Source organism: Streptomyces sp. NBC_01390 (assembly GCF_045040105.1).
Lineage (GTDB): Bacteria > Actinomycetota > Actinomycetes > Streptomycetales > Streptomycetaceae > Streptomyces.
The window spans coordinates 1880933-1906941 of record NZ_CP109551.1 but is presented as its reverse complement, the minus strand read 5'-3'; the positions used below and the strand labels follow the sequence as shown (position 1 = coordinate 1906941).

Annotated in this window: 39 protein-coding genes; 29 read left to right on the top strand and 10 right to left on the bottom strand. The window is 67.8% G+C overall.

Going from position 1 to position 26009, the window contains the following annotated elements:
- The first annotated feature begins 22 nt into the window (after positions 1-22).
- From OG241_RS08515 to OG241_RS08475, 9 genes are all read left to right on the top strand, one after another.
- A complete protein-coding gene (locus tag OG241_RS08515; protein WP_006378984.1) occupies positions 23-625 on the top strand; it encodes a hypothetical protein in 603 nt (200 codons plus the stop codon).
- Between the two features lie 56 nt (positions 626-681).
- Positions 682-1077, top strand: a complete 396-nt coding sequence (locus OG241_RS08510; protein WP_006378807.1) for a hypothetical protein — start codon at positions 682-684, stop codon at positions 1075-1077.
- On the top strand, positions 1064-1564 hold the full coding sequence (locus OG241_RS08505; RefSeq protein WP_006378751.1) for a hypothetical protein: 501 nt from the start codon (positions 1064-1066) through the stop codon (positions 1562-1564). Before OG241_RS08510 ends, OG241_RS08505 begins: the two co-directional genes overlap by 14 nt.
- Before the next feature lie 48 nt (positions 1565-1612).
- On the top strand, positions 1613-2290 hold the full coding sequence (locus OG241_RS08500) for a hypothetical protein (protein WP_405814624.1): 678 nt from the start codon (positions 1613-1615) through the stop codon (positions 2288-2290).
- A 59-nt stretch (positions 2291-2349) separates the two neighbouring features.
- On the top strand, positions 2350-3174 hold the full coding sequence (locus OG241_RS08495; protein WP_405814623.1) for a hypothetical protein: 825 nt from the start codon (positions 2350-2352) through the stop codon (positions 3172-3174).
- 173 nt (positions 3175-3347) lie between these two features.
- Positions 3348-3803 carry a hypothetical protein gene (locus OG241_RS08490; RefSeq protein WP_405814621.1) on the top strand — a complete coding sequence of 152 codons (456 nt, stop codon included), beginning with the start codon at positions 3348-3350 and terminating at the stop codon, positions 3801-3803.
- A 543-nt stretch (positions 3804-4346) separates the two neighbouring features.
- Positions 4347-4769, top strand: coding sequence for a hypothetical protein (locus OG241_RS08485; RefSeq protein ID WP_405814620.1), 423 nt, complete (start codon positions 4347-4349; stop codon positions 4767-4769).
- A gap of 212 nt (positions 4770-4981) precedes the next feature.
- Positions 4982-5338 carry a transposase gene (locus tag OG241_RS08480; protein ID WP_405814618.1) on the top strand — a complete coding sequence of 119 codons (357 nt, stop codon included), beginning with the start codon at positions 4982-4984 and terminating at the stop codon, positions 5336-5338.
- The gene (locus OG241_RS08475; protein WP_405814617.1) at positions 5235-5843 is read left to right on the top strand and encodes a hypothetical protein; all 609 of its coding nucleotides are present in this window, start codon (positions 5235-5237) and stop codon (positions 5841-5843) included. The genes OG241_RS08480 and OG241_RS08475 overlap by 104 nt, the downstream gene beginning before the upstream one ends.
- Positions 5844-6129: 286 nt before the next feature.
- Here OG241_RS08475 and OG241_RS08470 read toward each other — a convergent pair whose 3' ends face one another.
- From OG241_RS08470 to OG241_RS08435, 8 genes are all read right to left on the bottom strand, one after another.
- Positions 6130-6444, bottom strand: coding sequence for a hypothetical protein (locus tag OG241_RS08470; protein ID WP_405814615.1), 315 nt, complete (start codon positions 6442-6444; stop codon positions 6130-6132).
- A gap of 68 nt (positions 6445-6512) precedes the next feature.
- The gene (locus tag OG241_RS08465) at positions 6513-6743 is read right to left on the bottom strand and encodes a hypothetical protein (RefSeq protein ID WP_328689878.1); all 231 of its coding nucleotides are present in this window, start codon (positions 6741-6743) and stop codon (positions 6513-6515) included.
- Positions 6740-7648 carry a hypothetical protein gene (locus tag OG241_RS08460; RefSeq protein WP_405814613.1) on the bottom strand — a complete coding sequence of 303 codons (909 nt, stop codon included), beginning with the start codon at positions 7646-7648 and terminating at the stop codon, positions 6740-6742. Before OG241_RS08460 ends, OG241_RS08465 begins: the two co-directional genes overlap by 4 nt.
- Before the next feature lie 9 nt (positions 7649-7657).
- A complete protein-coding gene (locus tag OG241_RS08455; RefSeq protein ID WP_405814611.1) occupies positions 7658-7981 on the bottom strand; it encodes a hypothetical protein in 324 nt (107 codons plus the stop codon).
- A gap of 1178 nt (positions 7982-9159) precedes the next feature.
- Positions 9160-9393 carry a hypothetical protein gene (locus OG241_RS08450; protein WP_405814609.1) on the bottom strand — a complete coding sequence of 78 codons (234 nt, stop codon included), beginning with the start codon at positions 9391-9393 and terminating at the stop codon, positions 9160-9162.
- Entirely contained in the window at positions 9390-9554 is a 165-nt protein-coding gene (locus OG241_RS08445) for a hypothetical protein (RefSeq protein ID WP_405814608.1), read from the bottom strand. The genes OG241_RS08450 and OG241_RS08445 overlap by 4 nt, the downstream gene beginning before the upstream one ends.
- Positions 9551-10315 (bottom strand): hypothetical protein, encoded by a 765-nt coding sequence (locus OG241_RS08440; protein ID WP_405814606.1) that lies wholly within the window; start codon positions 10313-10315, stop codon positions 9551-9553. The genes OG241_RS08445 and OG241_RS08440 overlap by 4 nt, the downstream gene beginning before the upstream one ends.
- Positions 10316-10451: 136 nt before the next feature.
- Positions 10452-10907, bottom strand: a complete 456-nt coding sequence (locus tag OG241_RS08435) for a recombinase family protein (RefSeq protein WP_405814605.1) — start codon at positions 10905-10907, stop codon at positions 10452-10454.
- Positions 10908-11475: 568 nt separating this feature from the next.
- On the opposite strand from OG241_RS08435, the gene OG241_RS08430 reads away from it, so the two are divergent.
- The 4 genes from OG241_RS08430 (at position 11476) to OG241_RS08415 (ending at position 13024) form a co-directional block, all read left to right on the top strand.
- Complete coding sequence (locus OG241_RS08430; protein WP_405775931.1) at positions 11476-11658, top strand: hypothetical protein; 183 nt, start codon at positions 11476-11478, stop codon at positions 11656-11658.
- 170 nt (positions 11659-11828) lie between these two features.
- Positions 11829-12137, top strand: coding sequence for a hypothetical protein (locus tag OG241_RS08425; protein ID WP_405775933.1), 309 nt, complete (start codon positions 11829-11831; stop codon positions 12135-12137).
- 138 nt (positions 12138-12275) lie between these two features.
- Entirely contained in the window at positions 12276-12836 is a 561-nt protein-coding gene (locus OG241_RS08420; RefSeq protein WP_405775935.1) for a hypothetical protein, read from the top strand.
- Positions 12833-13024, top strand: a complete 192-nt coding sequence (locus tag OG241_RS08415) for a hypothetical protein (protein WP_405814603.1) — start codon at positions 12833-12835, stop codon at positions 13022-13024. The genes OG241_RS08420 and OG241_RS08415 overlap by 4 nt, the downstream gene beginning before the upstream one ends.
- 105 nt (positions 13025-13129) lie before the next feature.
- Here the strand turns inward: OG241_RS08415 and OG241_RS08410 are convergent, their stop codons facing one another.
- A complete protein-coding gene (locus tag OG241_RS08410) occupies positions 13130-13525 on the bottom strand; it encodes a hypothetical protein (protein WP_405775939.1) in 396 nt (131 codons plus the stop codon).
- A gap of 125 nt (positions 13526-13650) precedes the next feature.
- On the bottom strand, positions 13651-14112 hold the full coding sequence (locus OG241_RS08405) for a hypothetical protein (protein WP_405814601.1): 462 nt from the start codon (positions 14110-14112) through the stop codon (positions 13651-13653).
- A gap of 41 nt (positions 14113-14153) precedes the next feature.
- On the opposite strand from OG241_RS08405, the gene OG241_RS08400 reads away from it, so the two are divergent.
- The 16 genes from OG241_RS08400 to OG241_RS08325 all read left to right on the top strand — a co-directional run bounded on the left by OG241_RS08400 (position 14154) and on the right by OG241_RS08325 (position 25855).
- Positions 14154-15431: a transposase gene (locus OG241_RS08400; RefSeq protein ID WP_405777771.1), complete on the top strand. Its 1278-nt coding sequence runs from the start codon at positions 14154-14156 to the stop codon at positions 15429-15431.
- A 282-nt stretch (positions 15432-15713) separates the two neighbouring features.
- Positions 15714-16031, top strand: coding sequence for a hypothetical protein (locus tag OG241_RS08395; RefSeq protein WP_006378976.1), 318 nt, complete (start codon positions 15714-15716; stop codon positions 16029-16031).
- A gap of 474 nt (positions 16032-16505) precedes the next feature.
- Complete coding sequence (locus OG241_RS08390) at positions 16506-17006, top strand: single-stranded DNA-binding protein (RefSeq protein WP_006379105.1); 501 nt, start codon at positions 16506-16508, stop codon at positions 17004-17006.
- A 200-nt stretch (positions 17007-17206) separates the two neighbouring features.
- Positions 17207-17665, top strand: a complete 459-nt coding sequence (locus tag OG241_RS08385; RefSeq protein WP_405814600.1) for a hypothetical protein — start codon at positions 17207-17209, stop codon at positions 17663-17665.
- 305 nt (positions 17666-17970) lie between these two features.
- Complete coding sequence (locus tag OG241_RS08380; protein WP_405814599.1) at positions 17971-18381, top strand: SsgA family sporulation/cell division regulator; 411 nt, start codon at positions 17971-17973, stop codon at positions 18379-18381.
- Positions 18382-19178: 797 nt separating this feature from the next.
- Positions 19179-19637, top strand: coding sequence for a hypothetical protein (locus tag OG241_RS08375; protein ID WP_405814598.1), 459 nt, complete (start codon positions 19179-19181; stop codon positions 19635-19637).
- A 319-nt stretch (positions 19638-19956) separates the two neighbouring features.
- On the top strand, positions 19957-20163 hold the full coding sequence (locus OG241_RS08370) for a hypothetical protein (protein ID WP_328689859.1): 207 nt from the start codon (positions 19957-19959) through the stop codon (positions 20161-20163).
- Positions 20164-20168: 5 nt separating this feature from the next.
- Complete coding sequence (locus OG241_RS08365) at positions 20169-20699, top strand: hypothetical protein (protein ID WP_405814597.1); 531 nt, start codon at positions 20169-20171, stop codon at positions 20697-20699.
- Between the two features lie 304 nt (positions 20700-21003).
- Complete coding sequence (locus OG241_RS08360; RefSeq protein WP_405814596.1) at positions 21004-21267, top strand: hypothetical protein; 264 nt, start codon at positions 21004-21006, stop codon at positions 21265-21267.
- A 55-nt stretch (positions 21268-21322) separates the two neighbouring features.
- Complete coding sequence (locus OG241_RS08355) at positions 21323-21847, top strand: hypothetical protein (protein WP_405814595.1); 525 nt, start codon at positions 21323-21325, stop codon at positions 21845-21847.
- 109 nt (positions 21848-21956) lie between these two features.
- Complete coding sequence (locus OG241_RS08350) at positions 21957-22169, top strand: Panacea domain-containing protein (RefSeq protein WP_405814594.1); 213 nt, start codon at positions 21957-21959, stop codon at positions 22167-22169.
- A gap of 29 nt (positions 22170-22198) precedes the next feature.
- The gene (locus tag OG241_RS08345) at positions 22199-22819 is read left to right on the top strand and encodes a hypothetical protein (protein ID WP_405814593.1); all 621 of its coding nucleotides are present in this window, start codon (positions 22199-22201) and stop codon (positions 22817-22819) included.
- 145 nt (positions 22820-22964) lie between these two features.
- Positions 22965-23228 (top strand): hypothetical protein, encoded by a 264-nt coding sequence (locus OG241_RS08340; RefSeq protein ID WP_328689853.1) that lies wholly within the window; start codon positions 22965-22967, stop codon positions 23226-23228.
- A 171-nt stretch (positions 23229-23399) separates the two neighbouring features.
- Positions 23400-23990, top strand: coding sequence for a hypothetical protein (locus OG241_RS08335; RefSeq protein ID WP_405814592.1), 591 nt, complete (start codon positions 23400-23402; stop codon positions 23988-23990).
- Positions 23991-24059: 69 nt separating this feature from the next.
- On the top strand, positions 24060-24590 hold the full coding sequence (locus OG241_RS08330) for a hypothetical protein (RefSeq protein ID WP_405814591.1): 531 nt from the start codon (positions 24060-24062) through the stop codon (positions 24588-24590).
- A 122-nt stretch (positions 24591-24712) separates the two neighbouring features.
- Positions 24713-25855 carry a hypothetical protein gene (locus OG241_RS08325; RefSeq protein WP_405814590.1) on the top strand — a complete coding sequence of 381 codons (1143 nt, stop codon included), beginning with the start codon at positions 24713-24715 and terminating at the stop codon, positions 25853-25855.
- Positions 25856-26009 lie beyond the last annotated feature (154 nt).

The following is a 26009-nucleotide window of genomic DNA, read 5'->3' as shown; positions in this document are numbered from 1 at the left end:
CCGAGAGCAGGAAGGGAAAGACATGAAGATTGGCGACATGGTCCGTGTGATGAAGGAGATCGACGGGCGGCAGGAATTCATGTACGGCCGACTCGCCGGTTTCTACAAGCCGGACGGCAGGCAGTACCGGCGGAAGGTCGCCAAGCCGTTCGGCGCGTACGTGGATCTGATCGAGGGTTACAGCGGGGCCCGCCGACCGCTGGCAGAAATCACGCCGGTCGCTGAGGACTTCGAGTTCATCACGGACCCCGTGGAGGTCCACCGCGGCGCTTTCGGCCCGGCCGGAATGCTGTGGTGCATGGGTTGCCCGCGCCCGTACCCGAAGCCTGCCGCCGTGAAGGTGATCCACAAGGCGACCGGTGTGAAGACGCAGTTGTGCGAGGAGCACAACGACGAGGAGCAGTGGGCCCGGCTCGGCCACGGGCCGCTGTGGGATGCGCGTACGTGCCGAGTAGAGATCCAGTCGCTGATGCAGAACCCCGGGGAGATCACCGGCCCGGCCGACGACGTGGACGCTTGTGCACTCCGTCAGTTCGCCGACGTGTTCCCGTACCTCGTGCCGGAGAAGGCGGCCGAGCTGTACGCCGCATGGAAGGAGCAGCAGCGCACGGACCTCGCAGCCTGAAATCCGAGTCCGAATGCGCCGCCTCCCTCCCATCTCTGCCGTAAGGAGTTCCGACTATGACCCGTCGCAGGACCGATGACCTCACGCTGGCCGGCCCGCTTCCCACCGTCCCTGGCGTCGCCTCGCTCGGTATCCGCGTCACCTACCCCGGCTACAGCCCCAAGGGCTGGACCGTGGCTCTGCTGCGCCTGCCCAACGATTACTACGTGGTGGTGGGCCACGAACCGCGCACACGGTGGGCTGTGGTGTATCGCCATTACGTCGTTCCGGGTACGGGCGTCGTCGACCCTCGGCCGGTGCTCATCGACCCGATTTCAAAAGCCCTTGCACCGCGCGGCATCAAGTGGGACTGGAAGGACGGCCGCGGAATTTCCTCCGTCCTGCGCGCCCTGGCTCCCCTCGATCGCGCCCCTGATCGCTACATCGGAAAGGAAACGCATGTCGCTGCGTAGGCTCGTCATTCGAAATCAGGGCTGGCCGACTGAGGCATCCGCCCGTGCCAATCCGGGCGACGACCGGTATCTGATCGACGACTTCGAGGACACGGACGCAGCAGAAATGCGCGCGGGCCGCAAGATCCCGATCGTCGCCGAGGTGCAGGTGCGGAACGCCAACAACACCCGCTGGCTCGCCGAGGAACACCTGTGGAACTTCGTCGGCACGAAGGACATGCTCGGGACGTTCAAGAGCCCCGCGGCGATCCCCCACGAGCACCTGCGGTTCTACGTCGCTGATATGTGGACCGGGTGCCACAACGTCGAGGCCGGCGACCGCGTGCGCATAGTCCCGGGACGCCGGAGCTGGGTGGTCGAGCGGGTCGAAACAGTCCCGTACGAGCTGACCACGGCCTGGACCGGCTACGTCGTCTGCAAGCCCGTTTTCGGCAGCGACCCGGCGATCCGAGTTGCCGTCGAGAACCTCCGCAAGAAGCCCGCGTAGCCACCCCTCACACAAACTGATCAGTCGGACAGTAAGGAGCAACTGAGAATGAAGACAGTGCAGGGGTGGACGATCGTCCAGGCCAGGCGCAGCGAATGGCATGGCGAATTCGACGGGGTATTTCTCGGCGAGCGCGACGGCTCCTGGATCGCCGGGCGAATGTTCATCGGCAAGAGCATGCGCGACGGGTTCAGCGAGAACGGCGAGTGGTGGTACGCGACCCGCTACGACCTCACCACGGAGCACGAGGCGTACGGGGCCCTGCGTGCGGTGCGTGAGTACATCCGGCTGGCGAAGGAAGCTGCGGACTGCTGGGACTACATCTTCGACCAGCGGGCCGGTGAGGCAGTCGACCAGCACTGGGCGAACCGCGTGCCGCTGGAGGGCGTGGCGGACATGTCCTCGCATTGGGTGCACCCCGGCCAGACCGGTGATATCCGCGAAGGCACGCACATGCTGCCCGCGGCCGAGGCGAAGTACGACCTGCTGAAGCTCATGCGGAAGGCGTACACGGTGCACGAGGCTTTCCGTGACCCGACGCAGTGCAAGACCGGCTCGCAGCTGCACACGGCGTACCAGACCGCTATCGAGGCGGCGGGGCCGGTGCGCCTGAACGTGGCCGGCGACGGCTTCGACCTGTCGTACCACGGCCGCTACCACGACACCGACGCGCGCTGGCTACGCATCCCCCGCAACCCGCACCCCGACAGGAAGATGGGCAACTGATCGTGCGCTGCCACACCCAGGCCCACGCCAACCCCCGCTGTGAGGGCACCGCGACGCACATGCTGATTTACTCCACGCCCGACATGGACCGGGAGCCGGGGGAGACCTCCCGGTACCTGGACCCGGTGTGTAAGCCGTGCGGATACGAGTTCATCCGCCGCGACTACTACCGGGCCGTACTGGTGCCGCTGCACATCTACAACCCGACCCCCGAATTCAAGGACATTGCTGGAGGGCACCGGCTGGTCGACCACCCGTTCCATGAGGCGGCCTGCCACGACTGCCTTCTGCTGGGGTCGGTCGAATACTTCCGGCAGGGTCGGGACAAGGGCTTGCACGGTTGCCGGGCCCGCCCGGAATCCGTGAACAGCCGCGAGCTGGCGCAGGCCGACATCGGCCCGGACACCACACGCGACGAGCTGGCCAGCCGTTGGCGGAAGTACGTCACCCATGAAGTCGGCATGGGCATCGGAGGCTGGCGCCCGATCAAGGACGATCGCCTTGTCGTCGCTACTTTCACCTTCCGCGACCGGGAGTACGTCCTTATGCACTCCCCGAGCATTCCGTACGTCTGGGCAGAGAAGCTGGAGAACCGGGGCCGCCTCCGGCCCGACCGGATCAACACCCAGTACGAGACCACCTACAAGCAGGTCGTCTTCCACATCCACGGCCTGGAGAACAAGTACGAGAACACGTACTTCATCACCTGGACCCCCGGCCGTCAGGACGTCATTCTCCACGCCGCCGAGGGGCAGATCAGAGCCGTGCTGCGCCTGACCGGCCTGACACGCCCCGGCGACCCGCTGGCGGAGGTGACCGACGCCGTGTGCGACACCTTCGGTGCCATTGCCGACATCACTTTCCAGACCCGCATCTACGAATAGGAGACAGCCGTGTCCGAACCGCACTTCCACTGCGAGGCCCTCAACCAGGACCGTACCCGTTTCGCGGCGCACGAAGGCGCGCCGCCCGCGAGACCTGGCGCTACCTCGGCATCGTCTACGAGACCGCCGGGGCCGGATGGGTTGCCGACTGGGGTACCCAGGGCCACGTCGCCATGCCCGGATTCAAGGACAGCGACGACGCGGCCGGCGCCTTCTACTGGTTCGCCCCGCCGGCGCGGTCCTTCGGCAGCCGGCCGGCCGGCAAGGCCGCCTCCCGCATGGACGAGCAGCCCGACACGGAAGAGTCCTACCGGGTGCGGCCCTCTCTCATGCCTCACTCCGGCGTCCTCGCTTCCCTCATGCCCATGCGGGGCAGCGGGGACTTCCTGGTCGACTACAACACCTGGGGCGTGGGCAGCGGCATCGGCTACCTCCAGCACCACGAGGACAGGCAGTTCGACGTCCGGATCGACAACAAGGTGATCGGCGAGACGCAGAGCCCGCTAGCAGGCATGTGGGCCGTACTCAAGGACTTCAGCTTGATTTTTCAAGGTCTGCACTCAACTCGACTGCTCTGGCACCATACGAGTGCGTTACTACATGCCCGTCCCGAGGGAGGTTTGCCTTGAGCTCGTCTGAGTCTGACAAGACGTCCGAAATAGTGCTCCGTGCCGTTGCGTCGCTTCGTTCCGGAGCGACGGCGGACTTCGCGCGGCTTCGGGCTCCCCTCGCGGAGTTGCTGGAGGACGCCGCAGTTGGGGACGACGAAGGCGTAGTCAGTCCGTATGCCGAGGCGATGGCCCGCGCAGTACTCGGCCAGTCAGCTTGACCGCGACTACTTCGGGGCCCTCCACCTCAACCAATGAGCAGACACGGACGACCGGCGGCGGCTGATGTCGCCTATGGCGCACGAGCCCGCCTGGCGCAATGGCATCGGCATGGCCGCAGCCCGCTGAATCGAAACGACTTCACCGCGCTCGCCCACGCCCTGGCCAAACGCGTCGACGCCGAGCCCGACCATGCGCGGGCTCCCGACCTTCTCGCCACGGACTGCCTTGAGGCAAGAGCCGTTCGAGATCCTGATTTGGCCGTGACATTCAAGGAACGAGCGGCACGGTATGCCGACAACGCAGAGGCTCTGAGCAAGGGCTCCCACAGCTAAGGGGAACTTCATGGAAGTCGCGTGGATCGCACTGTATGCGGACGCGGTGAAGGCGGACGGAGGGATCCTGGCGGAGCGCGCGGTACGGCCCGTTGTCGAGTACTCCAGCGAGGGCCCGATGGTCCACTGGAGCCAGCCGAAACCGGCTCGCGCCCTGGAGGGATTCATCATGGTCCATCAGGTGCAGGATCTGACGGCGGAGCAGGCCGCCTGGCGCCTGCATGACCTGCTGCGCACCATCTGGGACATGCCCGGGATGTGGAGTCTGGAAGACCTGGGGTCCAAGGACATCATCCGCGAGGGGTACCAGTTGAGCGATGAAGACTTTCCGCCCGATGGGGCATTCCGTCCACTGATGGCGGACCTTGACCTTCTGGCCCACGCGCACTACGTGCTCGTAGGCGGCTCCTGGGTGTACCGCACCAACACATGACGCCCCCAACCCGTAGGAACAGCACACCACATATGCACGCTTTCGCAGGGCCGCCGGCAGCAGGCGCTCACCGCAGGCGGATAAGCTTGTTCCTTATCGTCGGGCCCAGCCGCATGGTCACTCTTTGGAGTGATCGCAGGATATGAGGGCGGCCTTCCTAGTGATCCTGAACTCTGCGAGGAGGTCCGGGAGTTCGCAAGGAAGGCCGTGGGATGAGTGTGCTGGTGTGTGCCGGCGAACCGGACGCGTTCGCGGAACTGTCACGCTTTCGGACGGCCTTCTACGGGTGTCTGTCCAGGCGGGCGGATGCGTTCTTCGAACTGGCCGATGCGCTGCTGCGCGCGGACGGGCCGACCCGGACGCCGGTGGAGTTGTCACTGCTTGCTGAACACCAGCGCGGCTACGGCTCTTTGTACGGAGCCTTGAACCATGGCCGCCTTCACGTCGTCCGGAAAGGGGAGACTTATGTCCGAACGCGACATCGTCGACGTCCGCAAGCTTCCGCCCTACTACAAGGCCGACCTCAACCATCTGCTGCCGGTGGAGCAGTCGTTGCACGGTCGCCATGAGCTGATCATCGGTGACATCACCCGGTACCGCGCAGACATTGAGTACTACGCACCGATTGCCCCCACCGAAGACGGCAGGCTCCGGGGCGGCACACTCACCCTGAGAGAGGCGCAGGCCCGCCATATCTACGCTCAGCTCGGCGAGCTGTTCAAGCGTTGGGACCTGGAGAACGAGCGTGAGGCCGAATGGTCGAGCCGACCGCACTTCAGTGCCTGGATGACCTACGGCACCGGTCACCTCTCTCAGCCACACATGGATGTTTCGGTATGGCAGGACAAGCTGACCGGCGAGCACCCGGGGGACGAGCGGGCATGGTCGCCCGACTATGACACGCCGGCTGCGTTCAGTGAGCGCACCACGATCGCCGCCAAGGGCGGAGACCCCGAGGACGGCAAGCGCGAGGCTGAGCGGCTTCTGAGCGATGCCGGGTGGCGAGTGATCGGCGAATGGCGAGACGCCGACGACATGGCGCTGATCGTTAGCGTCGCCCGCACAGAGGGCTGAATCGCCGCTTCCATGGGCGTGTTGCAGTACCGACTGACACCGGTTGCCCGCTGGCAGCGGCATCGTCTTCACATCCGACGTCCGTACGTCCGCCGGGGCCAGCTCAGGGACCTCCGCCATCGAGCTGTCCCGCGTACGGACCGAGCGCAGACGCACCGGATTCACCGCGACGTATCGCCGTGCTGGCGCCCACTCGTATTGACGACACGGACATCGTCGTCGCCACGCCTCCGTGGTACCGCTGACCTGCGGCTGACGCATGTCGTCGCCGGACGGCGGCCGCCCGCTACCGGCCGCCGATCGACCGGATCACCGCCGCCGCGTCCCCGTCGCCCCGCAGGGAGACGTCCGTAGCGAGGATCGCCAGCTTCCCGGCCCTCCCCATCAGCATGCTCGGCAGGATGCACTCCGGGTCCGAGCCCGCTGCGGCGATCCGGGCGAAGGACTTCTCCAGCGAGCTGGAGAAGTCCGCCTCCAGAGAGGCACCTTGCTCCGCCGGGGAGCACGTCTTGGGGACGGTGAGGTGTTCCATGCTGCGGTCGGCCATGAGGCAGGCCAGGCGGGTGTACTCCTCGTCGAGGGCGGTCATGTCGACAGACACGCGGGTCTCCTTCTCCGGTAGGTCAGGTCTCCTGCATGCCGGACGGCACCGTCAGCGAGTGAGGAACGCTATAGCGGGTCGCCGGGTTCGGTGACGACCTCCCGGTCGACGACCCACTTGCGGATGATCCGCTGGGCTCCGTCGTCCTCGACGGCGACGAACTGGACGACGACGGCGGGGTCGTGGGTGTAGAGCCCGACCCATCCCTTGTACGTGGTGCGGGCGACGGCGGGGTTGTCCCAGTAGCCGGTGACGGCCGGGCCGTCCTGGAACTGGAGGACCGCCCGATACGCCGTCATCGCCCGTCTCCGCAGGCCGCGGCGCTTTCGTCGGCGAACGGGCTCGGCGAGTGGGCGACGACGTCCGGGTGCAGCGTGGCTGCGATCTCTTTGAGGTCGGGGTGGGCGGCGGCGACCTCGCGCAGCAGCCGGGTGAAGGTGACGTGATCGAGCCCGCGGCCGGTGCGGGAAACCAGTATCGGGCCCTCGGTCTCGGTGGAGTGCGGCGCCTTGTGGGTGCGCACCGGCAGGTAGTCATCCAGTGCCCACACCAGCGGGCGGGGGATGGGGGTGAGCGGGCCGACAGCGGAGGCGCTGTTGTTCTTGACCGGCAGTTGCCAGGTGGGACCGGCCTGGTTGTCGCGCTGGACGTACTGCATGACGGCCGCGATGGACTGGCCCGGGCGCAGGCCCGCGAGGGTCATGTAGGTGGCGAGGCGGGCGCGTTCGGGGTGGGGGCCGCGGTAGCGGTCGGCGGCGGTGCGCAGCGCGCCAGTCTGGAACCGGGTGAGGGTCTCGCGCGCGGCCGGCGGGGTGGGTCCGGCGAGCACACGCCGGGGCGGCAGGTTCCAGCGGGCGGCGCCGAGGTCATCCTCGCAGTGGGCGTAGAAGCTGCGGACGGCGGAGACGGCGCGGCCGCGTGACGCAGCGGCGAGCGGGGTGCCGTCGAAGGCGGAGAGGCGTGCGGCCCAGTCCTGGATGTGCAGGGGCTCGAAGTGCCAGACGAAAACGCCGATGTAGGTGAACCAGTCCTGCTTCCAGCCGGGCGGGGCGTCGGTCCCGGCGAGGTAGAGGCGGTAACGGTACTTGGTGTCCTCGTCCCAGACGCGCCCGATGACCTGCTGGCCGTCGGGCCGGACGTACGCACCCGCGAGCCAGCCGTGCAGGATCGCGTAGGGGTCCGGAGCCTGAGTCTGGGAGTCCATCCCGTCACTCTACGAATCGGGCGTGCCGTCTCGGTCCGGGAGTCCCGGCTGGTCCTGTTGCAGCAGCTGACCGTCAGGGAGCAGGTCACCCTGCCGCAGGAAGGCGGCCATCCACAGAACTCCCTCCACGAACCCGTCCCTGTGCTCGGGGGACGCGGCGGCCACGGTGCTCGCCTGGTTCCGCTCGGCAAATCCGTCGGCCCACCGGGCGACTGCCAGGTGGTTGCGATAGATGTCCGCATACGGGCCAGTAAGGGCTTCGGCTGCCCTTTCAGGGCGCCAGTCGATCTCTGTCTTGTCGAAGTCGAGGAGCTGCTCGTCGTTCTCGTCCATGCCTGAAAGCTAGCCGTCAGGCGGCCGGAAACAGCTCATCCTCCGGGCGCGGGTCGGGGCTGCGCGCGGCCGTATCCGTGGAAGCACTGAACTTTAAGGAACAGACCGGTGCTCTTTTTGCTCCTTCGGCGAGACGCACGCCAAGAAGCAGCGGGCCGAGCCGACGCGGGCCGCGATCATCGAGCAGGAAGGGCACCGGTGAGCGAGGCGTAAGGGCACCTGGCGACGATGCTGCGGATCGTTGGCATGGAGAAGATCACCGTGCGGAACCTCGGGAAGGTGTGGGTCCGCATCCGAATGTGGGAGGACGCCGTACGCAGCTTCCGCCAGGACGCTGCTGCCGACGAGCAACGTGTCGGCCGACGCGGAAGTGTCAGTGGTTCCGACGCCGGAAGGGTCAGTGGTCCGGGCTGCGCATCCTGGACCAGTGGGTGTCGTTGTTCGGTTCAGGGAGGGCCGATCATCGAGGAGGCCCGCCGATGGGGCGGATCAAGAAGCAGCGCGTACAGCGGAACGCCCGTCGGTAGGCCGGCGCCCGTTCCTTCATGCCGCAGGTACCGGCTTTCCCTGCGGCGGAGATGGAGAGGGTCGGGCGCCTGTGGGACAGGGCGATCGACGTCGGCCTGATGGCGAGCAGCGTGGAGGCGAAGTACCACTTCACTCCGGACGGCAAGGTTCTGTCCGTGGCCGTCGGCAGGAGCGGGCAGTTGCTGGCCAACGGGGAGCGGCTGACGCCGTCGTTCGCCGAGCGGCTACGGGTGGAGATGCCGTTCCTGGCGCAGATGGTCACCTTCTACGAGAACAACCAGGTCGCCGGACGTGGGCTGGACGGCGGGCCGGAGGACGGGGTGGCTATCCTTCCGCCGCCGTCGGAGCGGCAGCCACTGCCGCCTCCTGACGAGAGGGCGCGGGCGCAGGCCCAGGCGGCGACCCTCGCCCTGGTGCGGCAAGGGAAGGTCACCAACGAGGTGCAGGCGATGGTGATCCCCTCCCAGGGTGGGGCGCTGGTCGCCGTCGGCGGAGTGGATGGCGAGCTGTACGTGAACGGCAGGGCGCTGACGGATCAATGGGCGTCGCAGCTGTGCGCCGACCTGCCGCACCTGGTCTCGGACGTGGTCAGGCTCCAGGCCCGCCGTGCGGCCGCCCGGTCCGGCAGCGTGAGGGGCCGGCGGTGGTCCTCACCGGTCCTGGTCGGGTTCGGTCACTCTATGTGCGGCGAGCGCGGATGCTGCGGTCGCCGGCTCGATGGCGACGCCGAACTCGTACAGCCCGATCTCCAGTACGTCCTCGACCGTCGCGTCCGGGGTCCGCTTGAGGGCGAGGGCCGCGGCGCCGCGGGCGATGGTCTCCTCGCGGCCGGGTGCGTCGGGGCCCTGGAGCGCGGACAGCACGGTCCGCCACAGCGTGGTCATCGCTCCGTACCGTCGTCGGTCGGCTCGGCGTACGCCTGGTCCTGCTCGTCGGCGTCGTGCCCGGTCCTGCCGCCGTACGGACCGAAGGGGCCGATCTCCCCGGGCCGTCTGGCCCCGAGGACGAGCGTGGCGCCCTTCATCCGGTGCGGTGCGGGGATCACGCGCCCTCCCCAGCTGCCTGGGCGGCCAGCACGACGGAGTCGGCTGGCCGGAACTCGGCCAGGCACAGCCCGCACAGCAGCGGTCCCTGTTCGTAGAAGTGCGGGGTGACCTGCTGGCGCCGGGGAACGGGGGTGCACTCGCAGACGATCGCGAAGCGGGAGCCGGAGCGTCCACTGCGCGGCGGGGCGACGGCCTGGACGGTGGCCTGGAGCTGGACGGCGGCCGCGCCGTCGAGGGCGGCGATCACCTCGGTCCACTTCCGCGCTTCGGTGTCGGGCAGGGGGCAGCGGCCCATGCCGACGACCTTGGCGGCCCGCGCGGGCGCGACCAGGCCGACCTCGCGGGCGAGGCTCCCGTACTTCTTGTTGTGCCAGCGGCGGTCACCGCCGCTGACGTCGACGATGCCGCGGGTGAGGGCTAGGCCGTGCGCGGCGTGGTGCAGCAGCCCTTCCATCATCGGACGGCCCCCGAGCCCGAGGGTGCCGGAGGAGACCTGAAGTTCCATGGTCAGATGCCCGTCGCGCACGAAGCGGCGACCGGTGCGCAGCGCCGTGCACTTGGTGGGGTCCTGCGCCCCGGCGGTGGGCGGGGTGGTGACGGAGATGTCCGGGACGCCGTCGAAGCGCCGCCGGATCTCCTGCCATGCGGTCTCGATGGCGCTGATGATGACCGCGCCGTGGACGACGGACGCGGTCGGGGACAGCGGCGGCTCCGCCGCAGGGGCGGTGGGGGTGTCGGCGAAGAGAGTCAGGTCGCTCACGAGTTGCTGCCTTTGAGCTGGGCGGGGACGCGGGAGGTCCGCAGTTACTTGAGGTCGGGGATGTGGTTGTAGAGGGTGCCGACCGAGACACCGAGCAGGGTGGCGATGGTCTCGATGCTGTTCTCCGGGTTGGGCATCATGTCGCGGGCGACGTGCAGCAGTTGCTCGCTGACGACGGTGGGCTGGCCGTCGACGCGGCGGCCAGGCCCTCGTTGGTGCCCTCCACTATCAGCTCCCGGATGAACTCCGCGAGCGCGGCGAACACGTGGAAGATGAGCCGGCCGCCGGGGGTAAGGGTGTCGAGCCTCTCGTGCAGCGAGATGAACCCGATCCCGCAGGTTCGCAGCTCGCCGACCATGTTCACCAGGTCCTGGAGACTGCGCCCGCACCGGTCGAGGGAGGGCACGACGAGCGTGTCTCCGGGGCCGAGGAAGGCGTAGCACGCCTTCAGCTCCGGGCGGGCCTCGTTTTTTCTCCGACTTCTTGTCCTTGGAGATGCGTCGGCATAGCCGATGCGGATCTCGGTCGGCCACGCGGGGAAGGCGAGCAGGAGGTCGTCCTCGGCGCCGAACACGTCGCTCAGGGTCGTCACCTACGGCAGTGTGCCCTCAACTAACCAACGTTTTCTGAGGATCAGCCGGACACCCCCCGAAGGAGGCCCCAGAGCCTTCAACAACTCCCTCAAAAACCCCGGCTCCTCAACAACTCGCCTACACCCTTTGCTGAGGAAATCCGGGCCCGTACGGCTCCATCCGACTCACACCCGGCGCCTTCGCGTCACCCGTTCCGCGACAGTCCACCCGGACGTGTGGATGCGGGCGCATGTTCGGGGACGGCGGTGCCGACACCCACTGACACTTCGGTTCATGGGGAGGGTGCCGGCGGAGAAGCGCCGGGCGGCCGTCGAACGTGCCCGAGCGCGTACGGATCGACCGCGGCCTGGAGTTCGCCGCCGGGGCGGTGAAGGAGGTCCTCCAGGCACGGGTCAGGGCTGCGCACGGCCGCATCCGTAGAAGTGCTGAACTTTAAGGAACAGACTGGTGCTCTTTTTGCCCCTACGACGAAACGCACGTCAAGAAGCAGCGGGCCGAGCTGACGCTGGCCGCGATCATCGAGCAGGAGGGGTACCGGTGAGTGACATGTAAGAGCACCTGGCGACGATGCTGCGGATCGTCGGCATGGAGAAGATCACCGTGCGGAACCTCGGGAAGGTGTGGGTCCGCATCCGGATGTGGGAGGACGCCGTACGCAGCTTCCGCTGGGACACTGACGCGACGAGCAGCGGTTCACCATGCCTGAGGAAGTCCGAGAGAACGTCGGCGTGGCCGCAGTCGACGGCATGAAAAGCTGGCGGACGTACAGTTCGACAGGCAGTTCGCCCATGACGTTCGGGTCGAGACCGAGAAGTCGTACGCGCCCCACACCCGCTTCAACCGAGTACGTGCTCAGGGAAGACGAGGCCTTCGTCCAGGGCAACGGGCGCGTCTTTATCTTCAAGAGGAACCTCTGACCAATGAAGATCGCCGTTGTCAGCTCGACCGCGCTGCTCACCACGCCGTGGGGCAGCCTCCACCACATGCCGCTTCCCGCACCGAGCGACTTGGCCCAGGATCTCGTGCGGTCCTACCGCCTGATCGGACGACTACAGCAGGCGCACCAGGCAGAAGGCAGCGCAGAAGAGTGGCAGTCCGCAATGAGGATCATCACGGACGCAGCCGCAGGGCGGGCCAGGACCAGCTCCAGCTATATCGAGAAGACCCGGCAGCTGGCTGCCGACAAGACGTACCTGATCGACAACGGGCTCTGCCACGAAGGACAGTAGGCCCAAGGACGCCACAACAACTCAGCGGCTCACCATTCCGGTGGGCCGCTTTTGTTATGTCGGGAAGTGCCGGGTTGACAGACGCCGTCTCGATATTCCGACCACCACCTCCGACACCGCGATCAAGGAGAGCTGACCGTGCAGGAGCCGAAGTTCAACCCGCCCTACGGTGGCGCCATCAGCCACGTCACCGATCCTGCCGAGCATCACGGCTACCTGCACATGGTCGCCTGGGCCGTAGAGATCGGGTCCCACGCCGAGTACATCAAGGATCGGTGCGCGAAGGCGAAGGCCGCAGGTGCCCCGCGGGACGCCCTGTACGAGCGTTCGGGTCCCTGCGGGGTCGGTACCGGAGAGTGGGTGCGGTTCAGCGGCAGCGACACCACCGGCCACGACGCGGCCCGCGGGTTCGTACGCATCGAGCAGTACGTGCGGGAGCTGGTGCGCTACCAGCATGCCGTTGCTCAGTACCGTAAGTGGCGCAGGACGGCGCCGCCGCTCAAGACGTTCACGGTCACGATCATGGCTCCGATCACCACCACCGTCCGTGCGCTGGACGAGGAGGACGCGCGTCGCACGGCGATGGCCGGCTGGGCGCCGAGCCCGGACGGCACCACAACGGCCCGCCTGACCGGACCGCCCGGAGCGTGGGTCGCGAAGTTCAACGGCACCCCGAGCGTCAAGGAGGTCCGGCGATGAGCCCGATCGAGCTGCGCACGCTGATCCATACCGCGCTGAACAAGAAAGCCGGCCCACAGTACGGCGACATCCACACCGGCGAACCGATCCCGCCCGTGCCCAGCGAGCCGGTGCGCCTGCGGGTGCAGGCGCCAGACCCGATGGGCGCGATCCGCACCCACCTGATCGAGATCAGCGAGGAGACCTGACGCCGCCTGCTTCCGTCGCCCCCTGCCGGGGGAACACGTCGACGTGCTCGTCGGCGATGCCGAGCCGGTCGGCCGCCTGTTCCGGTGTCAGCCGGGACACGCCGGTCAGTCCCCCTTGCGCGACGTGTAGTTCTCGACGAACGCGCCCTCGCCGACCGGTTCGTCTGTCCGCTCGCGGGTGCTCATGACGTACACACCCGCCTCGTCGCCTGCCCGCTCGACGGTGCCCCGCAGCCGCTCGTACGTAGCGGCGTCGAGGGTGCCCTCGACACGCAGCGCGTCGAGCACGCCGAGGGCGTTGTCTTCCAAGGTGCGGCCGGCGTCGTCAGACGCTTTGAGAACCTTCGCGATCCCTTCGAGGTCGACGTCGCCGTCGACGTACATGGCGGTCAGCTCGCCGAGCACGCGCCCCGCGGGGTTGGGCACGAGGTACGGCCGATGGCCGAAGGGGTGCCGTACGCGCGTCTCGCGGTCGTCCTGGTGGCTGGTCTGCTCGGTCACGGTGTCTCTCCGGTGTTCATCGGCGCGGGCCGTTCTGCGAGCGAAAGCCTGCCAGAAACCACGGTTGTTCGGGATGTGCCGCGGCGCCCTGCGGGGTGCCGAGCGGGTCCCGCTGGGGCGGCCGGTCAGTCTTCCCAGTGCATCTCAGGTACTGCGGGCAGCCCGGCGTCTTCCCGGCGCTGCATCTCACGTCGTACGGCGTCGGCCGACTCCTCATTGAGCCCGCCGAAGTGTTGTCCAAGCAGCGTGTCGCGGTGCGCGTCCGGCTCGGCGTCCATGTCGTCGATCGTGGCTGCCTCTGCTGCTACTTCCGCCCAGAGCTTCCCGTTCACGTCCTCGATCACTCGGACATGCATCGCGGCATCGCCGGAACTGCCCAGGGATCCGTACCACTCGCCGTGTTCACGCGTAGCGGCCTTGACGTCTCCGGAGGCGAACGCCCGCTTCACGAACCTCGCATCGCGCACGAATGTGCTTGTCGCCTCATCGAGGCGACTGTCAATCGCCGCGATGGCTGCCTCGCCGGCCTTTTCGATCGTCGCGTGCCGCGTGAATGCCCCGTTGATCGACAGCAGATAAGCAGTCATGGCCGTATTGTCGCGTTCCACGGTCATCCGCGCGGCCCACTCTGCGACTTCCAACCTGCCAGGAACCCGCGGTTGTTCGTGAGGTATGTCGTCGACGCGCCCTCACCTCGGCCGGGGACAAACCCGAACACATGCGGTCCGAGAGGGTGTTCACGCACCTCGCCGGGGTCGGGCTGATCCCGGCTTCCTCCGGCCGCACCCACCGTCACCGCCTCAACCGCGACGGTGCCCGGGCCGCGAACAACGCGCTGCACACCATCGTGCTGGTCGGGATGCGCTTCGACGAACGCACCCGCGCCTATGTCGAACGTCGCACGCCAGGCACATCACTCAAAACGACCTCGCTCCAGCTGCCTGACAGCTATACGGGCGTCCCGAGAACGGAAAATCCGATGAGCACCAAGCTGTACGACGGGCTGCGGCTGACCGCGCACGCGCCCGACCTCTTCGAACTCACCCGCATGATCTCCAAGCGCATGCGCGAGGTCTTCCGCGAGCTGGCTGTACCCATCATCGCCAGGAACGTCGCCCGCGTCGTCGACAACGACGAGGTACGCGAACGTGACATGGGCGGCCCTCTGCACAACTACCTCGTCTACCGTGCCCGGAAGCTCTGGCTCGACGAGCAGGCCGGACTTGATGACCGCATGACGTTCCACGATCCGCTGCGCTTCAGCATCGTCTTCGGCCAGGTCGACGACGACTACGGCACGCGCCGGCTGGCGTACTCCTTCCCAGGGAGCCGCGCGTACACCGACGCGCTCCTGGCCCTCGAAGCCGATGGCCACCCGATCTTTGTCGACTACCACTACCAGAACCAGGCTGACCGGCCGGCGGAGGTCTCGGACGACGAGTGGACGCATCGGCGCGACAACTGGAACCGTCTGCTCGACGCCGACGACCGCGAGACGGATGGCACCTTAGGGCATCTCCCCGGCTGGCATCTCCCGGACAGCATCGAAGGCGTCTTCGACGCGGTGCTGCTCGGCTACAAGGACACCACCATCGATCTGAACGCGCAGTGCACCATCGAGCACCGCATCCGCCGGGCACTCAACCGGGCGGTGACCCTCGACCTGGACCTCGACGAGGTCAGCGGCATCAACAGAGTGCTGATCCGTAACCAGTGCATCGAGCGCGCGATCTCTCAGTACCTCGGCACTGCCGAGGGCAAGGCCATGCCACGGCCCGCGCCACTGCCGGGTGCTCGGGAACTCGACGTCATGATCAGCGAGTTGCCGCCCGTCTATGAGCCTCCAGCTGGAGCCGTTGCCCGGATCGGCGAGCTGTATCGCGAGCAGGCGCTGGCTGGTGACTGATCTGGATCGACGCAGTCGATCCGGGAGCAGATCTGCAGAGGCATCGGCATCCCCCTCGCTCACGAGCACGGTTGCTTCGTGGGTTCAAATCTCACCGCTGCACTGGAACCCATGAGGCCGGTTGCGCGAAAGCGGAGGCATCTGCTTATTGCGCCCGTGGACGTCCGATGTCCCCGTGGCCACCCCGCCCAGGAGCATCGCGCGTCGCCAGAGACTTGGCCATGCCACGGCTGCCCGGGGGTCACCACAACGCATCCACTACGTGAGAAGAGCGAGATCACCATGGCTGAGTCCACGACCACCGCGAAGCACGACGTCACAGTCAAGTTCGGCTGCATCGAGCTGACCGGGTCGCTCGTGCACGACGACGAGGACCGCGTGCTGGAGCTCGAAAACGCCGAGGGCCCCGCCGAGCCCATCTCGATCAGCCTGCAGGGCTACGGCCTCACGCCCGAGCCCGGGAACGTCTTCATCAAGGACTGGTCCGAGCACTCGGGTCTGACGGCTCGCCTGGCTCAGGCGGGTCTGGTGAAGCCCGTGCACGCGCTCACCGTCGGGCCTTACCTCACGACGGCCTACGAAGTGCAGGTGACGCTGTAGGGACTCCCGCCCCTGAGTTCCTCGGGCCGTTCCTCGCAGGAACCCTCATGATCTTCGTGATGGTCCTGATGTTCTAGATCACCTTGGCGGTCGTCCACCGGGTCAAGATCGCGGATCTCGAACACTCCTACCGGCTCGCCCGCAAGGCCGGCGACACCGCACGAGCGGACCAACTGGAGGCCGAGTTGCGGGACATCCGGACATCAAGCCTGAGGTCTGGTCGGGGGAGTGTGTGGCCGGTCACTCAGCGAGGAGCGCGAGTCTGATCGGCGAAGCCGATTCGGGACTCGGAGTGACAAGGCATTCGATCAGCACAGCTGATTCGGAAGAAGCATTGAAAGAGAACAGCATCTGATCAGCGAAGCTGATCCGGATGGTGGCATGACAGACAACTGAACATCTCAACAACCCACCCAACTGCGCGCGGACGACGACATCGATCCGGGCGCTGTGCTGTATTCGAGGAGAAGAATCATGTCGAACCCCCGCAACAACGGACAGCTCATCGGCCGCCTCGCGAACGACCCCAAGGTCTTCGAGAACAAGGACGGTTCCAAGAAGGTCCTCTTCACGGTCTTCACCGACCGCGCCTACACCAACGCGCAGAATCAGCGCGACTCGGACGCCGTGCCGGTCGAGGCCTTCGTCCGGGCGCAGACCCAGGGTCTGGGCCCCTACGCCAACATTCACAGGGGTGACCTTGTGGCCGTCGGCTTCTCGCTCCGTATGGACCGCTACTCCAGGGGTGGCGAGCAGGTCTTCGACCTCAAGGTGATCTCCGAGGAAATCGCCTTCCTCGAGCCGCGATCCGTGACCCAGGCCCGCCTGGGCGAGCGCGTGCAGGCCGCCGAGGCGCAGAACCACGCCATCAAGCAGGAGCAGGTTGCGCCCGTCGTTGCTGCCGCGCCCGTCGCCGTCGCGCACGCCAGCGCCGTACAGGACGAGCAGCTGCCCTTTGGCCCCGGGTCGCGCTAGTCGCTCCGGGGCCACCTGCACCTGCCCGGCCCCGTATCCGTACGGGGCCGGCGCTGGCCTGCCTCAAGACCAGACCCGCCACGTAACGTCAACTGCACTCATGGCAGGTCCTGTTGCGTGTAATGCACCGCCGGTGGCCAGGTCTGCACCCGCCATCCCAGACGGTCAGCCCGGTACCCCGTCAACTCAACAGGAGTGTCATGAACTCTCCGGTTCCCCGTGCCCCGGCCATCACCGTTCCCTCTGCCCAGCGCGGCGACCCTCCGGCCGCCAGAGTCGACGAAGTCTGGCGTAGCCAAGGCTCCGACGATCCGGACCTCCTCATCGTGTGGCACGAGCCGACACAGCACGACCAGGACCGCGGAATGACCACCGCAGATGTCGTCGCACGCTACCCCGAGGCTGAATTCGTCATCGCCGACCTCGCGTGGTTCCCCAGCGAGGCTGAACAGCACAGGTTCTACCTCACCGGGCACGGCGCATCCGAACCGGTCGCCTTCCCCGAAGACACAACCGCCGTCGCGATGTGGGCACACGGCTACCTCAGCGCCGCGAACGTGATGGGCGGATGGAGTGTGTTCGCGGCGGGAATCGAGGGCCGTGAGGACCACGAGGCCGCCGACTGGGCCGACGAGGCCGCCCGTAACCCCCACCTGTAACCGCGCCCCCCGCAAGAGGAAGCGTCCCGGCAGCCACCTTCCGGGGGCGCGCGCCGCGGTTCGCCGCGACTTCGTTCCGGCGCCGCATCCGTGCCCCTTCACAGCTCTCCCCCTTACACAGGCCCACCCCGCCGCCCTCCCAGGCCGCGTGGGCCTGCACGTACCCACCTGGCCCGCCCGGTCCCAGACCCCCGCCCGCCCGCTTCCCCGGCTGGCTTGGCGCTGCAGAGCGCCGCGCCGGAGGCTCTGAGGGCCTCTGCGGCAACGCACCGGCCCGCCTGGGTCAACATTCCAATGGAGCCCGAATGGAAACGCAGTTTTACGTGCGCCTCGACTTCCCGGCAGCCGCGTGGGTCCTGGCCCGCCTGTCATACTCGCCGGACACCCCCTACTGCGTCGAGGTCACCTTCTACCTGGGCGGTGACCATGCCCCGGTGATGTGGACCCTAGGGCGGGAGCTGCTCCGGGACGGACTGAGCGGGCCCGCGGGAATGGGCGATGTGCAGATCCACCCCGCCGATCTGCCTTCGCACACATTGTGCCTTCGCCTGGATTCCCGGCACGGGACCGCCGAGTTGAGCCTGCCTGGTCAGGCGCTCGGCGACTTTCTCCAACGGACCGCGAAGGCCGTCCCCTACGGTCGCGAAGCGGAAACGCCCGGGTTCCTCGCGAACCTGGACCGCGCGCTGGCCACCATGCTCGCCGAGCCCTGCTGAACGGACCACCCTCAGCTCCCGCGCCCGCCACCCCTCTTCCCCGAGCAGTTCCCCACCAGGTACGTCCCGGTATTGGGGCACTACGTGCCCCACGACGGCGTCCACCCCTGCCTGGGTGCGAGATCGCCATCGTCTGCGAGGAGGGCGCGAACACCGTGAGATCCTTGTACGGCGCGTGCGAAGACAGCACCGTCAATATCCCCATCGGTTTCCTGCGAGTGCCGTGATGCGCGAGAAGCGAACCCCGGCCCTCCGAGATCAGAGCAGCTGATCCGTGCGGTCTACGACACACCACCACGACTTCTGCACGGAGCGGTTCGAACCCGCAGTGCGCCGACTGATTCCCGGCGTACGCCAGTTGGCACACCGTGCAGACCGACCACGCGGAACAGGTTCAATTCCTGAGCACTGCAGCTGATACCTGCGGTGCTCCCCTGGAGATCTCCGCGGCTCCGGCTTCCCCAGCACCCCGGTGCGCGCTCTGCCTTCGGGCAGCAGCTGCGCCGGGGTGCTGTGTTTTTTCTTCTTCGTGGCTCGTCTTATTCGTCCCGTGGAGGCAGTGAGCATGTGATCAGCGGAGCTGATCCGGATCTGGCGTTGAAGAACATCCTCGTCGCGTCAGGAGCCGAGCCATGGACTGCCCGAACTGCGCCATCGACATGGAGTCGAACGCCCAAGGCGTCCGCGTCGGCACGAAGGCCGAAAAGGTCACGCACACGTGTTCCGAGTGCGGCTACAGCGAGACGCGCTGAGCGACTCCTCCTTCATTCCGCCTGCAAAGAGACAGGAACAGCATCGTGTACGAGAAGCCCGACCTGGACACCCCGCTCGCCGGCCTGCGCAGCGCCTTCGCCACCGAGATCGCCGACCTCGCCAGGAAGCACAAGAACTCCGTCCGGGCAGAGACCGTCACGAGGACCGGCCACACCGTCCTGTTCACCGGCATGTGGGGTGACCACGTCGGGGCCATCGAGATCACCGCCCCGGACGGCCAGAGAATCCGCCGCGCCGACGGCTGGAAGATCGGCAAGACCGCGAAGGTCGCCGTGTCCCTCTGGGACGAGATGGAGCAGGACAGGGCCAGGGCGGCCGAGCGCGAGCGCCTCGTGGGCCTCAAGTGCGTGAGCATCACCTCCGCGGACGTCACCGGCCAGACGCACGGCAGGGAAACCGGCACATATCACCTCACGACCGAGCAGCTCGCGCAGGTGCTCGCGCTGGCCGAACGCCTTGCTGCCGCGAACGCGACCGAGTGAAAGCGGGAAGCGCACCGTGCGCAGAGCCGTGGCCACCTCCGGTCACCGCTTGCGGGGCTTACCGACCGCCGCTGCACGGCGCCTCACCCACCACGGGCCGCACCGGCCCGTCCCCGCCGGACACCGCACGCCGAAGCCGCAGGTCTCGGCAGGCAGGCCGCATTCAGGCCCGTTCTGGACCAACCTGGCCCGACTGCATGCCGCCGACCTTCCCCACCCCACCGCTGCCGGCGTGGGGAAGTGCACTCAATCGCTCTTCCGTATCGGCCGCGTACTCCTTGACCCGGCCGGGGGCCCGGCACCTGAGGGAGGAGGAGTTGTGCCCCCACCTCTTCCCCGGAACGGCATCGACACCGGGGTGTTCGGCCACTGGCTGACGAGGCCGGACGACCCCGTGCACCAGGACCTCGCCGCCCTGGAGGCCGCACGCATCTACGGCGTGCGCTGCGAGCTCGACGAGCTCGCCTTCTTCGAACCCATGCCGGCGGCCCGGGCCCAGCACAAGCCACTGACCAAGGAGCACTGACCACCATGAGTTTCCTCAGCCACATCGGCTTCATCGAGACCGAAGAACAGGAGCGGGCCCGGCTGGCCCAGGCCCCCGAAGGCTCGATCAACCACTACCTGTCCACCCTGCCCGTGACCATCGAAGAGTGGCCCAAGGACCTGCTCGTCGAACTGCCGTGGGAGCCACCGCGCACTGACCGGCCATACCGCATCGTGGCGGTGCCGATCGAGTTCCGGAAGGACGCTCTGCCTGAAGGCGTCGAGGAGGAGCCGCTGCCGCGCAAGCTCCACTCGGGCTCCTGGATGTGTGCCGTGGTGTTCTCCGACCACCCGAGCTACCCGGTCGGCGGCTTCCGCATCGACGTCCCAGCCGCCGAGATTGCCCGAGGCCGGAAGGTCGACCTCGCGGGGTACCGGGCGCCGTTGTCATCCGAAAGCTCCCGCCCTGAATTCCCGGGCAAGCAGCCCCCGTCCGAGTCGCGAGGTCACCCCTTCGCCGCCGGCAGCGCCCCCAAGACCGCGGCCGGCCGCAAGATCTCGGAGGCCCCGTCGTGACCGACGCCCAGATTCCCCAGGACGACGGCATCCAGGTCGAGAACGTTGCCGCAGTCCGCTGTGAGGACAGTGGCGAACTCCGGCAACTACTTCGGGCGCGGACCACCATCGGCAAATCCCGCCGCGAACCACCAGCGAAACCGAAACCCCCACCACCGCCCGGACACCAGCCCGGCGCCTGGCCGTCAGACAGCAGCCCACCCGGGCCAGCACCCGAACGCAGCCTCCCGCCCGAAGCCTGGGCCGATGCCGTCCGCCGATACCGCGCCGAACAACGGGGCCAAATCGATGAGGAGGATTCCCAATGACGTTGTCCACCGTCAGCGAAGAGCAGAAAATCGACGCTGTCCACCGGCTGAGCGTGATGTCCGAGCGACACCCCGAGCTGAAACGCCGCGTGGCGGACGCCCGGCTCGAACTCGCTGCCGTCATTCTCGCCATGGACGCCGTCGACGAACGCATCCAGGCGGGGGAGAAGATCCACTCCCTCCAGGAGCAGGCCGCCGTCGAACAAGCGAAGAACGCCCATGCTCAGGCCTTGGCGGACCTCCTGCGAGGCGAGCGCTGAGCCGCACTGGCTCGTCCCCGCAACCATTTCCGAACCGCGCAGAGGAGGCCCCGTCATGCCCGATGCACCCGAATACACGCCCCGCAGCGTCTACACGCTGGAACCGCATGCTGATCTTGTGACCGCCGAGAACGGATACATTCCGATCGAGGCCATCGCCGAGCGCGTCTACGGCAAGCCGTACAGCTCGCTGCGCGGATGCCAGCGGGACGACCAGCACATCGGCAATGACAGCGTGAAGCTCTACGAGCTCACCTCCGACGAGGACTACCTGCAGGCACTCGACGACCTCGACAACGCCGAGATCTACCTGGGCTGGGACTCCCGCACCGGCGAGAGAGCCTTCAAGACCGGCATGACGGAGCTGGACTACTGGCTGAGCATCCGCGTCGCCGACGAAAACACACCAGCCACCGTCGAGGCGAACCCGCCGGCGACGCAGGACCTCGAGAACGCCGTGTTCGAAAACCGGTTCTTCGCCGATCGCGCCTTCTCGGCGTCGCTGCGCCTGGTCCTCGCCGACTTCATCCGTCGCGGCGAAGTGCCGCGCGGCGACTACCTGTTCCGGCACTGGTGGTGATCGAAGCGGAACGAGGGTTGGAACCATCGCTCAGTCTCAGACATCCGTCTTCGACGTCGCCGAGTACTTCCTGCAGGGGCACGCCGCGGCCGAGTCCGATCGGCTGGCGATGACCGCGATGAAGCTCCAGAAGGTCGTCTACTACTGCCAGGCCTGGCATCTCGCCTGGGAGGGCAGAGCCTCCTTCCCGGAAGCGATCCGGGCTTGGGCCTCCGGGCCCGTCTGCCCTGCGCTCTACGAGCTGCACCGGGGCCACTTCGAGATCGAGGGCGGCTTCTTCGCCAAGCGGCTGTGCGTGCGCAGCGACCTCGCAACCGCCTGAGCATCAGCAGAAAGAGAGAGACCACCGCCATGTACAACATCCCCTTACGCAGGCGCTCGCTCCTTCGCGGCTGGGCGATCGCGATCACGGCCATCGCCGCCCTGGTCGCGAGCCTGGTCATCTGGGGCAACCAGATGAGAAGCCAGGAAGCTCAGGACCGCGCAGCCATGGCCAACACGAAGATCGTCTACGCCGCGGACCCTGTGCTGAGGCTCGCGCAGCGTGCCGACGGCAGCTACTACAGGGCCACGACTTCCTCGGAGTATTCGTCCGACATCAGCTTCGACTTCACGACGGTCCAGGACCAGGACGTCGTCGTGCCCGGCACGGTGGCCACCCAGGAGCAGAGGCCGACGGGCTTCCTCTGGTACCAGAAGACCTTGGCCAACGACATCACGGTCCGGATCATCGATCCGCACGAGGCGGACCGGACGCCGCGGCTGGAGCGGCTGCGCTGCACGGTCCAGCCCATCGACTCTTCGAAGCCGAGCTACACCGGAGACCCGCACGACAGGAGTCGGCTGAAGATCGGGCCCGACCAGGAAGGCACGGACGCAGGAATCCTGAGTGGTCTCTTCTCGAACGGCGGCCAGCAGCTGTGCCAGGACCGGATCACGATCCTCGTGCCGGACGGCAGCATTCAGCCGTAGCCGACTGAGGCTCACCTCTGGGCGTCGGCAGGTGAATTCAGCGAAGCCTCCGTCGGCTGAGCATGATGCTCGCCTGGCGGGGGTCTCTCTCTTTCTGCCGGATCAGCGGAGCTGATCCGGTTTGGCCTTCAGGGCATGAGGACACATGCACGGCGCGCGCCAAGGGCGGTCGCCGAGCTGCACGACGGCAACGTCCCCCGAGGCTCCGGCCCCGGCGGAGTACCGCAACGGCGCGGGCGGCACCCTCGGACAGACGGAGGCCGCGCCGGTCGAGGCGGAGGCCACCCAGGAGCAGGAGACGGCCGAAACCGCGCGCACGGAGGCCACAGCGGAGGCTACGGCCGGTCGGCCGCCCCCACCCCAGAAGCACGGCACCCGCGTGCCCGGCGTGCCCCTCAACGGCGGGTGAGCCCCGAGCGTCGTATGGCGATCAGCGCCGGTCTGGTCCCCGCCCCTCCGCACGGAGCAGGGCGCGCCGTTCCTTTGATCCACCCGCGCTGCCCGGTAGGCCGGTTGCCCGGTCGAGCCGGGCCGCACGCACTCAGCCCCACCCACACCCCATCGATGTGAGAGGTGCACCATGACTTCCTGGCCCCACGACCTGAGCAAGACCGCCCCCGCCACCGCCGAGCGCACCGGCACGATCCTCAAGGCCGCGCTGACCGCGCACGGCGTCACCTTCCGCGTGGTCAAGCCCTGGCACTCCCTGCCCGGCGCCTCCCTGGTGACCACCGCCCCGGGCCAGCCGGGCGTGTGGATCGACGCGCACTCCCACACCAACGGCCCCGCCGTGTCCGGCTACGACGTGCCACTGGTCGGACTGTTCGGCATCAGTGCTGTGATCACCGACGATTTCAACACCCGTCACGTGCACTGCGACTTCACCGAGGCGCCCGCCGACATCACCGACCCGGCCGCCGCAGCGGACGCCATGGCTGCCGACGTGGCCGCCCACCTGCACACCTATCAGTCCCTGACCGGCGCGCAGTGGGTCACCATCGCCTCTCACCCGGCCAGCCGCACCGAGTACCGGGAAGCCGTCACCGTGCACGGCGCATGGGCGCACGTCTCCTCAACCACCGGCTACACCGCCGGCCCCAGTCTGGACACCGACCGCGTGTGGGGGGCCTACCAGCGACGTCTGGCGGACCTCACGGCCGAACCCCGCTGACCCCGCGACCGGTCACCCCTGCCGTGTGACCGACCAGCGCGCGGTCCAACCTCCGGAAGAAGCACTTGAATGAGCACCACGACCGAGACCCGCACTTGTCTGCACTGCGCCCGCGACATCGAGTGGATCGAGGCCGACGGGCAAGGCGCCTGGTATGACGTGTCAAACCAGGCCGGATGCCCCGACGGCGAAACCCTGCACGCCCCCGAGTCCTTCTGCGGGTGGTGCGACGACACCGGCCTGATCGAGATCCGCCACGCGTCCACGGACGGCCTGATCGGGCACCGGCCGTGCGACAACCCGGCGTGTGTGGCACGCGGTGAGGAGCGTGCCGCGCGGGCGGCCGAGCGGCACACCGGCGAAATGGTGATCGGGGATGAGGAGTTCGTCCCCCAGGTGTGCGCAGAGTGCGGCTTTGGCGGCTACACCCCTGTACCCGGCCTGTTCAGCCACGGTCAGCCGGTCTACGTGTGCACGGTGCGCGGCTGCGGCTACAAGGCCGGACGCGGCGCTTTCACGCTGGAGGACGGCGAGCGCCTGGCCGTGCACGACGACGGCCGCTTGTACGTCGTTCGTCCCTACGACGGCCCCCCGTTCTAAGACGCACAGCCCCCAACCGGATCACAACCGGCGCCCCGAGCAAGACGGAGCGGGGACACCGGACCCGCGCTGACCGGCGCAGGGTCCCCGACAACGGAGCAATCCCGGAAGGAACCCCCAGCATGACCACGCAGGCTCGCAGCATCGTTCGGGAGATCGCCACCCGCTCGTACCGTCGGTACACCCCGACCAACGGCCGTGCGCCGCAGGGCACCGAGTACGGCGTAGACGGCTGGCTGTTCGACCTGCCCGGCGAGAACCTCAACGGCCGCCGGTTCCCACAGGCCACGTATGCCGCCTACCAGGTGTCGGAACACGGGATGTCGTTCTGGCAGGTGCGTGAAGTCGGCGGAGAGCGGCGGCAGTGCGGCAGCCACAGCACCACCCGTAAGGGCGCGCTCGCGCTCGTGGTCGGGCACGTGGCCACCCAGCGGGAGAAGGCCGCCGCCGCGCCCGAGTCGGCCGCGCCGGCGACTCGCGGTCAGAGCGCTCGTGCGCGCGGCACCGCGTGGCGCCTGGCCTCCGAGGACGGCGAGCGTTCCCAGGTGTCGGCCGACATGACCGAGCGGATGCGTGCGGGCCAGCTCGCCGCCCTGCCGACCGTCGCGGAAATCCGGATGGCGTACCCGCTCGCCGGTGGGGGCGGCACGCTGCGGCTTGTGACCGCCGAGGGCGGGACGGCGGAACGCCACATGATCCCGCTCACGGAGCGCGGCGCGGCAGGTCGGGAGAACGACCCGGCCGGGATCTACCTGGACGCCATCACCGACGGCGCGAACACGGAAGGGCTGAAGACCGCCGCCGGCTGGCACCTGATGCGGCTCGGCTTCAACTACGCGCGCGGCGCGGCCTGGGCGCCGTACATCGGTAGCGCGAGCAGCGAGGCGCAGTGGAAGGAGTGGGCGCCGATGCTGCCTGAGGGGCACCGTTGGCCGCACACGGTGCGCGTCGCCATCACGGCGACGGCCGAACACCTCGCCTACATAGACCGTGCGTACGGTCCAGCGCCGGAACTGCCGGACCTGCCGGACGGTGTGAGCGCGCACCCGTCCGGCCCGCGTTCCTGGCAGATCAGCTACGCCAACCGCCGGTTCTGGCAGCTCTCCTACTGGCCCCGGATGGGCGGCGACGTGTGGACCCTGTACGCCGACCCGACCCGTACCAAGTGCCTCGCCACGGCCGACAACCCTGGCGAACTCCTCGCCACCATCCCCGATCGTGACGCCGAAGCACAGTCCCGCGCGGCGGCCCGCAAGGGCTACTGAGACAAGGGCCTCGACCGCTGGTACGAGGCCGCGGCTGTGTATGTCGGCCCGGACTCGGTCACCCCTGTGGAGACCGCAGCCGCCTGACCCACCACCACCCTCTCCCCGGCCCCGAATGGGCCCGGGGGAACGACTTCCGCGATCCGCGGGAGCC

Excerpts from the sequence above, each read along its gene's own strand:
- OG241_RS08515 (WP_006378984.1), top strand. The coding sequence starts at position 23 with ATGAAGATTGGCGACATGGTCCGTGTGATGAAGGAGATCGACGGGCGG.
- OG241_RS08510 (WP_006378807.1), top strand. The coding sequence starts at position 682 with ATGACCCGTCGCAGGACCGATGACCTCACGCTGGCCGGCCCGCTTCCC.
- OG241_RS08505 (WP_006378751.1), top strand. The coding sequence starts at position 1,064 with ATGTCGCTGCGTAGGCTCGTCATTCGAAATCAGGGCTGGCCGACTGAG.
- OG241_RS08500 (WP_405814624.1), top strand. The coding sequence starts at position 1,613 with ATGAAGACAGTGCAGGGGTGGACGATCGTCCAGGCCAGGCGCAGCGAA.
- OG241_RS08495 (WP_405814623.1), top strand. The coding sequence starts at position 2,350 with ATGCTGATTTACTCCACGCCCGACATGGACCGGGAGCCGGGGGAGACC.
- OG241_RS08490 (WP_405814621.1), top strand. The coding sequence starts at position 3,348 with ATGCCCGGATTCAAGGACAGCGACGACGCGGCCGGCGCCTTCTACTGG.
- OG241_RS08485 (WP_405814620.1), top strand. The coding sequence starts at position 4,347 with ATGGAAGTCGCGTGGATCGCACTGTATGCGGACGCGGTGAAGGCGGAC.
- OG241_RS08480 (WP_405814618.1), top strand. The coding sequence starts at position 4,982 with ATGAGTGTGCTGGTGTGTGCCGGCGAACCGGACGCGTTCGCGGAACTG.
- OG241_RS08475 (WP_405814617.1), top strand. The coding sequence starts at position 5,235 with ATGTCCGAACGCGACATCGTCGACGTCCGCAAGCTTCCGCCCTACTAC.
- OG241_RS08465 (WP_328689878.1), bottom strand. The coding sequence starts at position 6,743 with ATGACGGCGTATCGGGCGGTCCTCCAGTTCCAGGACGGCCCGGCCGTC.
- OG241_RS08460 (WP_405814613.1), bottom strand. The coding sequence starts at position 7,648 with ATGGACTCCCAGACTCAGGCTCCGGACCCCTACGCGATCCTGCACGGC.
- OG241_RS08455 (WP_405814611.1), bottom strand. The coding sequence starts at position 7,981 with ATGGACGAGAACGACGAGCAGCTCCTCGACTTCGACAAGACAGAGATC.
- OG241_RS08450 (WP_405814609.1), bottom strand. The coding sequence starts at position 9,393 with ATGACCACGCTGTGGCGGACCGTGCTGTCCGCGCTCCAGGGCCCCGAC.
- OG241_RS08430 (WP_405775931.1), top strand. The coding sequence starts at position 11,476 with ATGCTGCGGATCGTCGGCATGGAGAAGATCACCGTGCGGAACCTCGGG.
- OG241_RS08425 (WP_405775933.1), top strand. The coding sequence starts at position 11,829 with ATGAAGATCGCCGTTGTCAGCTCGACCGCGCTGCTCACCACGCCGTGG.
- OG241_RS08415 (WP_405814603.1), top strand. The coding sequence starts at position 12,833 with ATGAGCCCGATCGAGCTGCGCACGCTGATCCATACCGCGCTGAACAAG.
- OG241_RS08405 (WP_405814601.1), bottom strand. The coding sequence starts at position 14,112 with ATGACTGCTTATCTGCTGTCGATCAACGGGGCATTCACGCGGCACGCG.
- OG241_RS08395 (WP_006378976.1), top strand. The coding sequence starts at position 15,714 with ATGGCTGAGTCCACGACCACCGCGAAGCACGACGTCACAGTCAAGTTC.
- OG241_RS08390 (WP_006379105.1), top strand. The coding sequence starts at position 16,506 with ATGTCGAACCCCCGCAACAACGGACAGCTCATCGGCCGCCTCGCGAAC.
- OG241_RS08385 (WP_405814600.1), top strand. The coding sequence starts at position 17,207 with ATGAACTCTCCGGTTCCCCGTGCCCCGGCCATCACCGTTCCCTCTGCC.
- OG241_RS08380 (WP_405814599.1), top strand. The coding sequence starts at position 17,971 with ATGGAAACGCAGTTTTACGTGCGCCTCGACTTCCCGGCAGCCGCGTGG.
- OG241_RS08365 (WP_405814597.1), top strand. The coding sequence starts at position 20,169 with ATGAGTTTCCTCAGCCACATCGGCTTCATCGAGACCGAAGAACAGGAG.
- OG241_RS08360 (WP_405814596.1), top strand. The coding sequence starts at position 21,004 with ATGACGTTGTCCACCGTCAGCGAAGAGCAGAAAATCGACGCTGTCCAC.
- OG241_RS08355 (WP_405814595.1), top strand. The coding sequence starts at position 21,323 with ATGCCCGATGCACCCGAATACACGCCCCGCAGCGTCTACACGCTGGAA.
- OG241_RS08350 (WP_405814594.1), top strand. The coding sequence starts at position 21,957 with ATGACCGCGATGAAGCTCCAGAAGGTCGTCTACTACTGCCAGGCCTGG.
- OG241_RS08345 (WP_405814593.1), top strand. The coding sequence starts at position 22,199 with ATGTACAACATCCCCTTACGCAGGCGCTCGCTCCTTCGCGGCTGGGCG.
- OG241_RS08340 (WP_328689853.1), top strand. The coding sequence starts at position 22,965 with ATGCACGGCGCGCGCCAAGGGCGGTCGCCGAGCTGCACGACGGCAACG.
- OG241_RS08335 (WP_405814592.1), top strand. The coding sequence starts at position 23,400 with ATGACTTCCTGGCCCCACGACCTGAGCAAGACCGCCCCCGCCACCGCC.
- OG241_RS08330 (WP_405814591.1), top strand. The coding sequence starts at position 24,060 with ATGAGCACCACGACCGAGACCCGCACTTGTCTGCACTGCGCCCGCGAC.
- OG241_RS08325 (WP_405814590.1), top strand. The coding sequence starts at position 24,713 with ATGACCACGCAGGCTCGCAGCATCGTTCGGGAGATCGCCACCCGCTCG.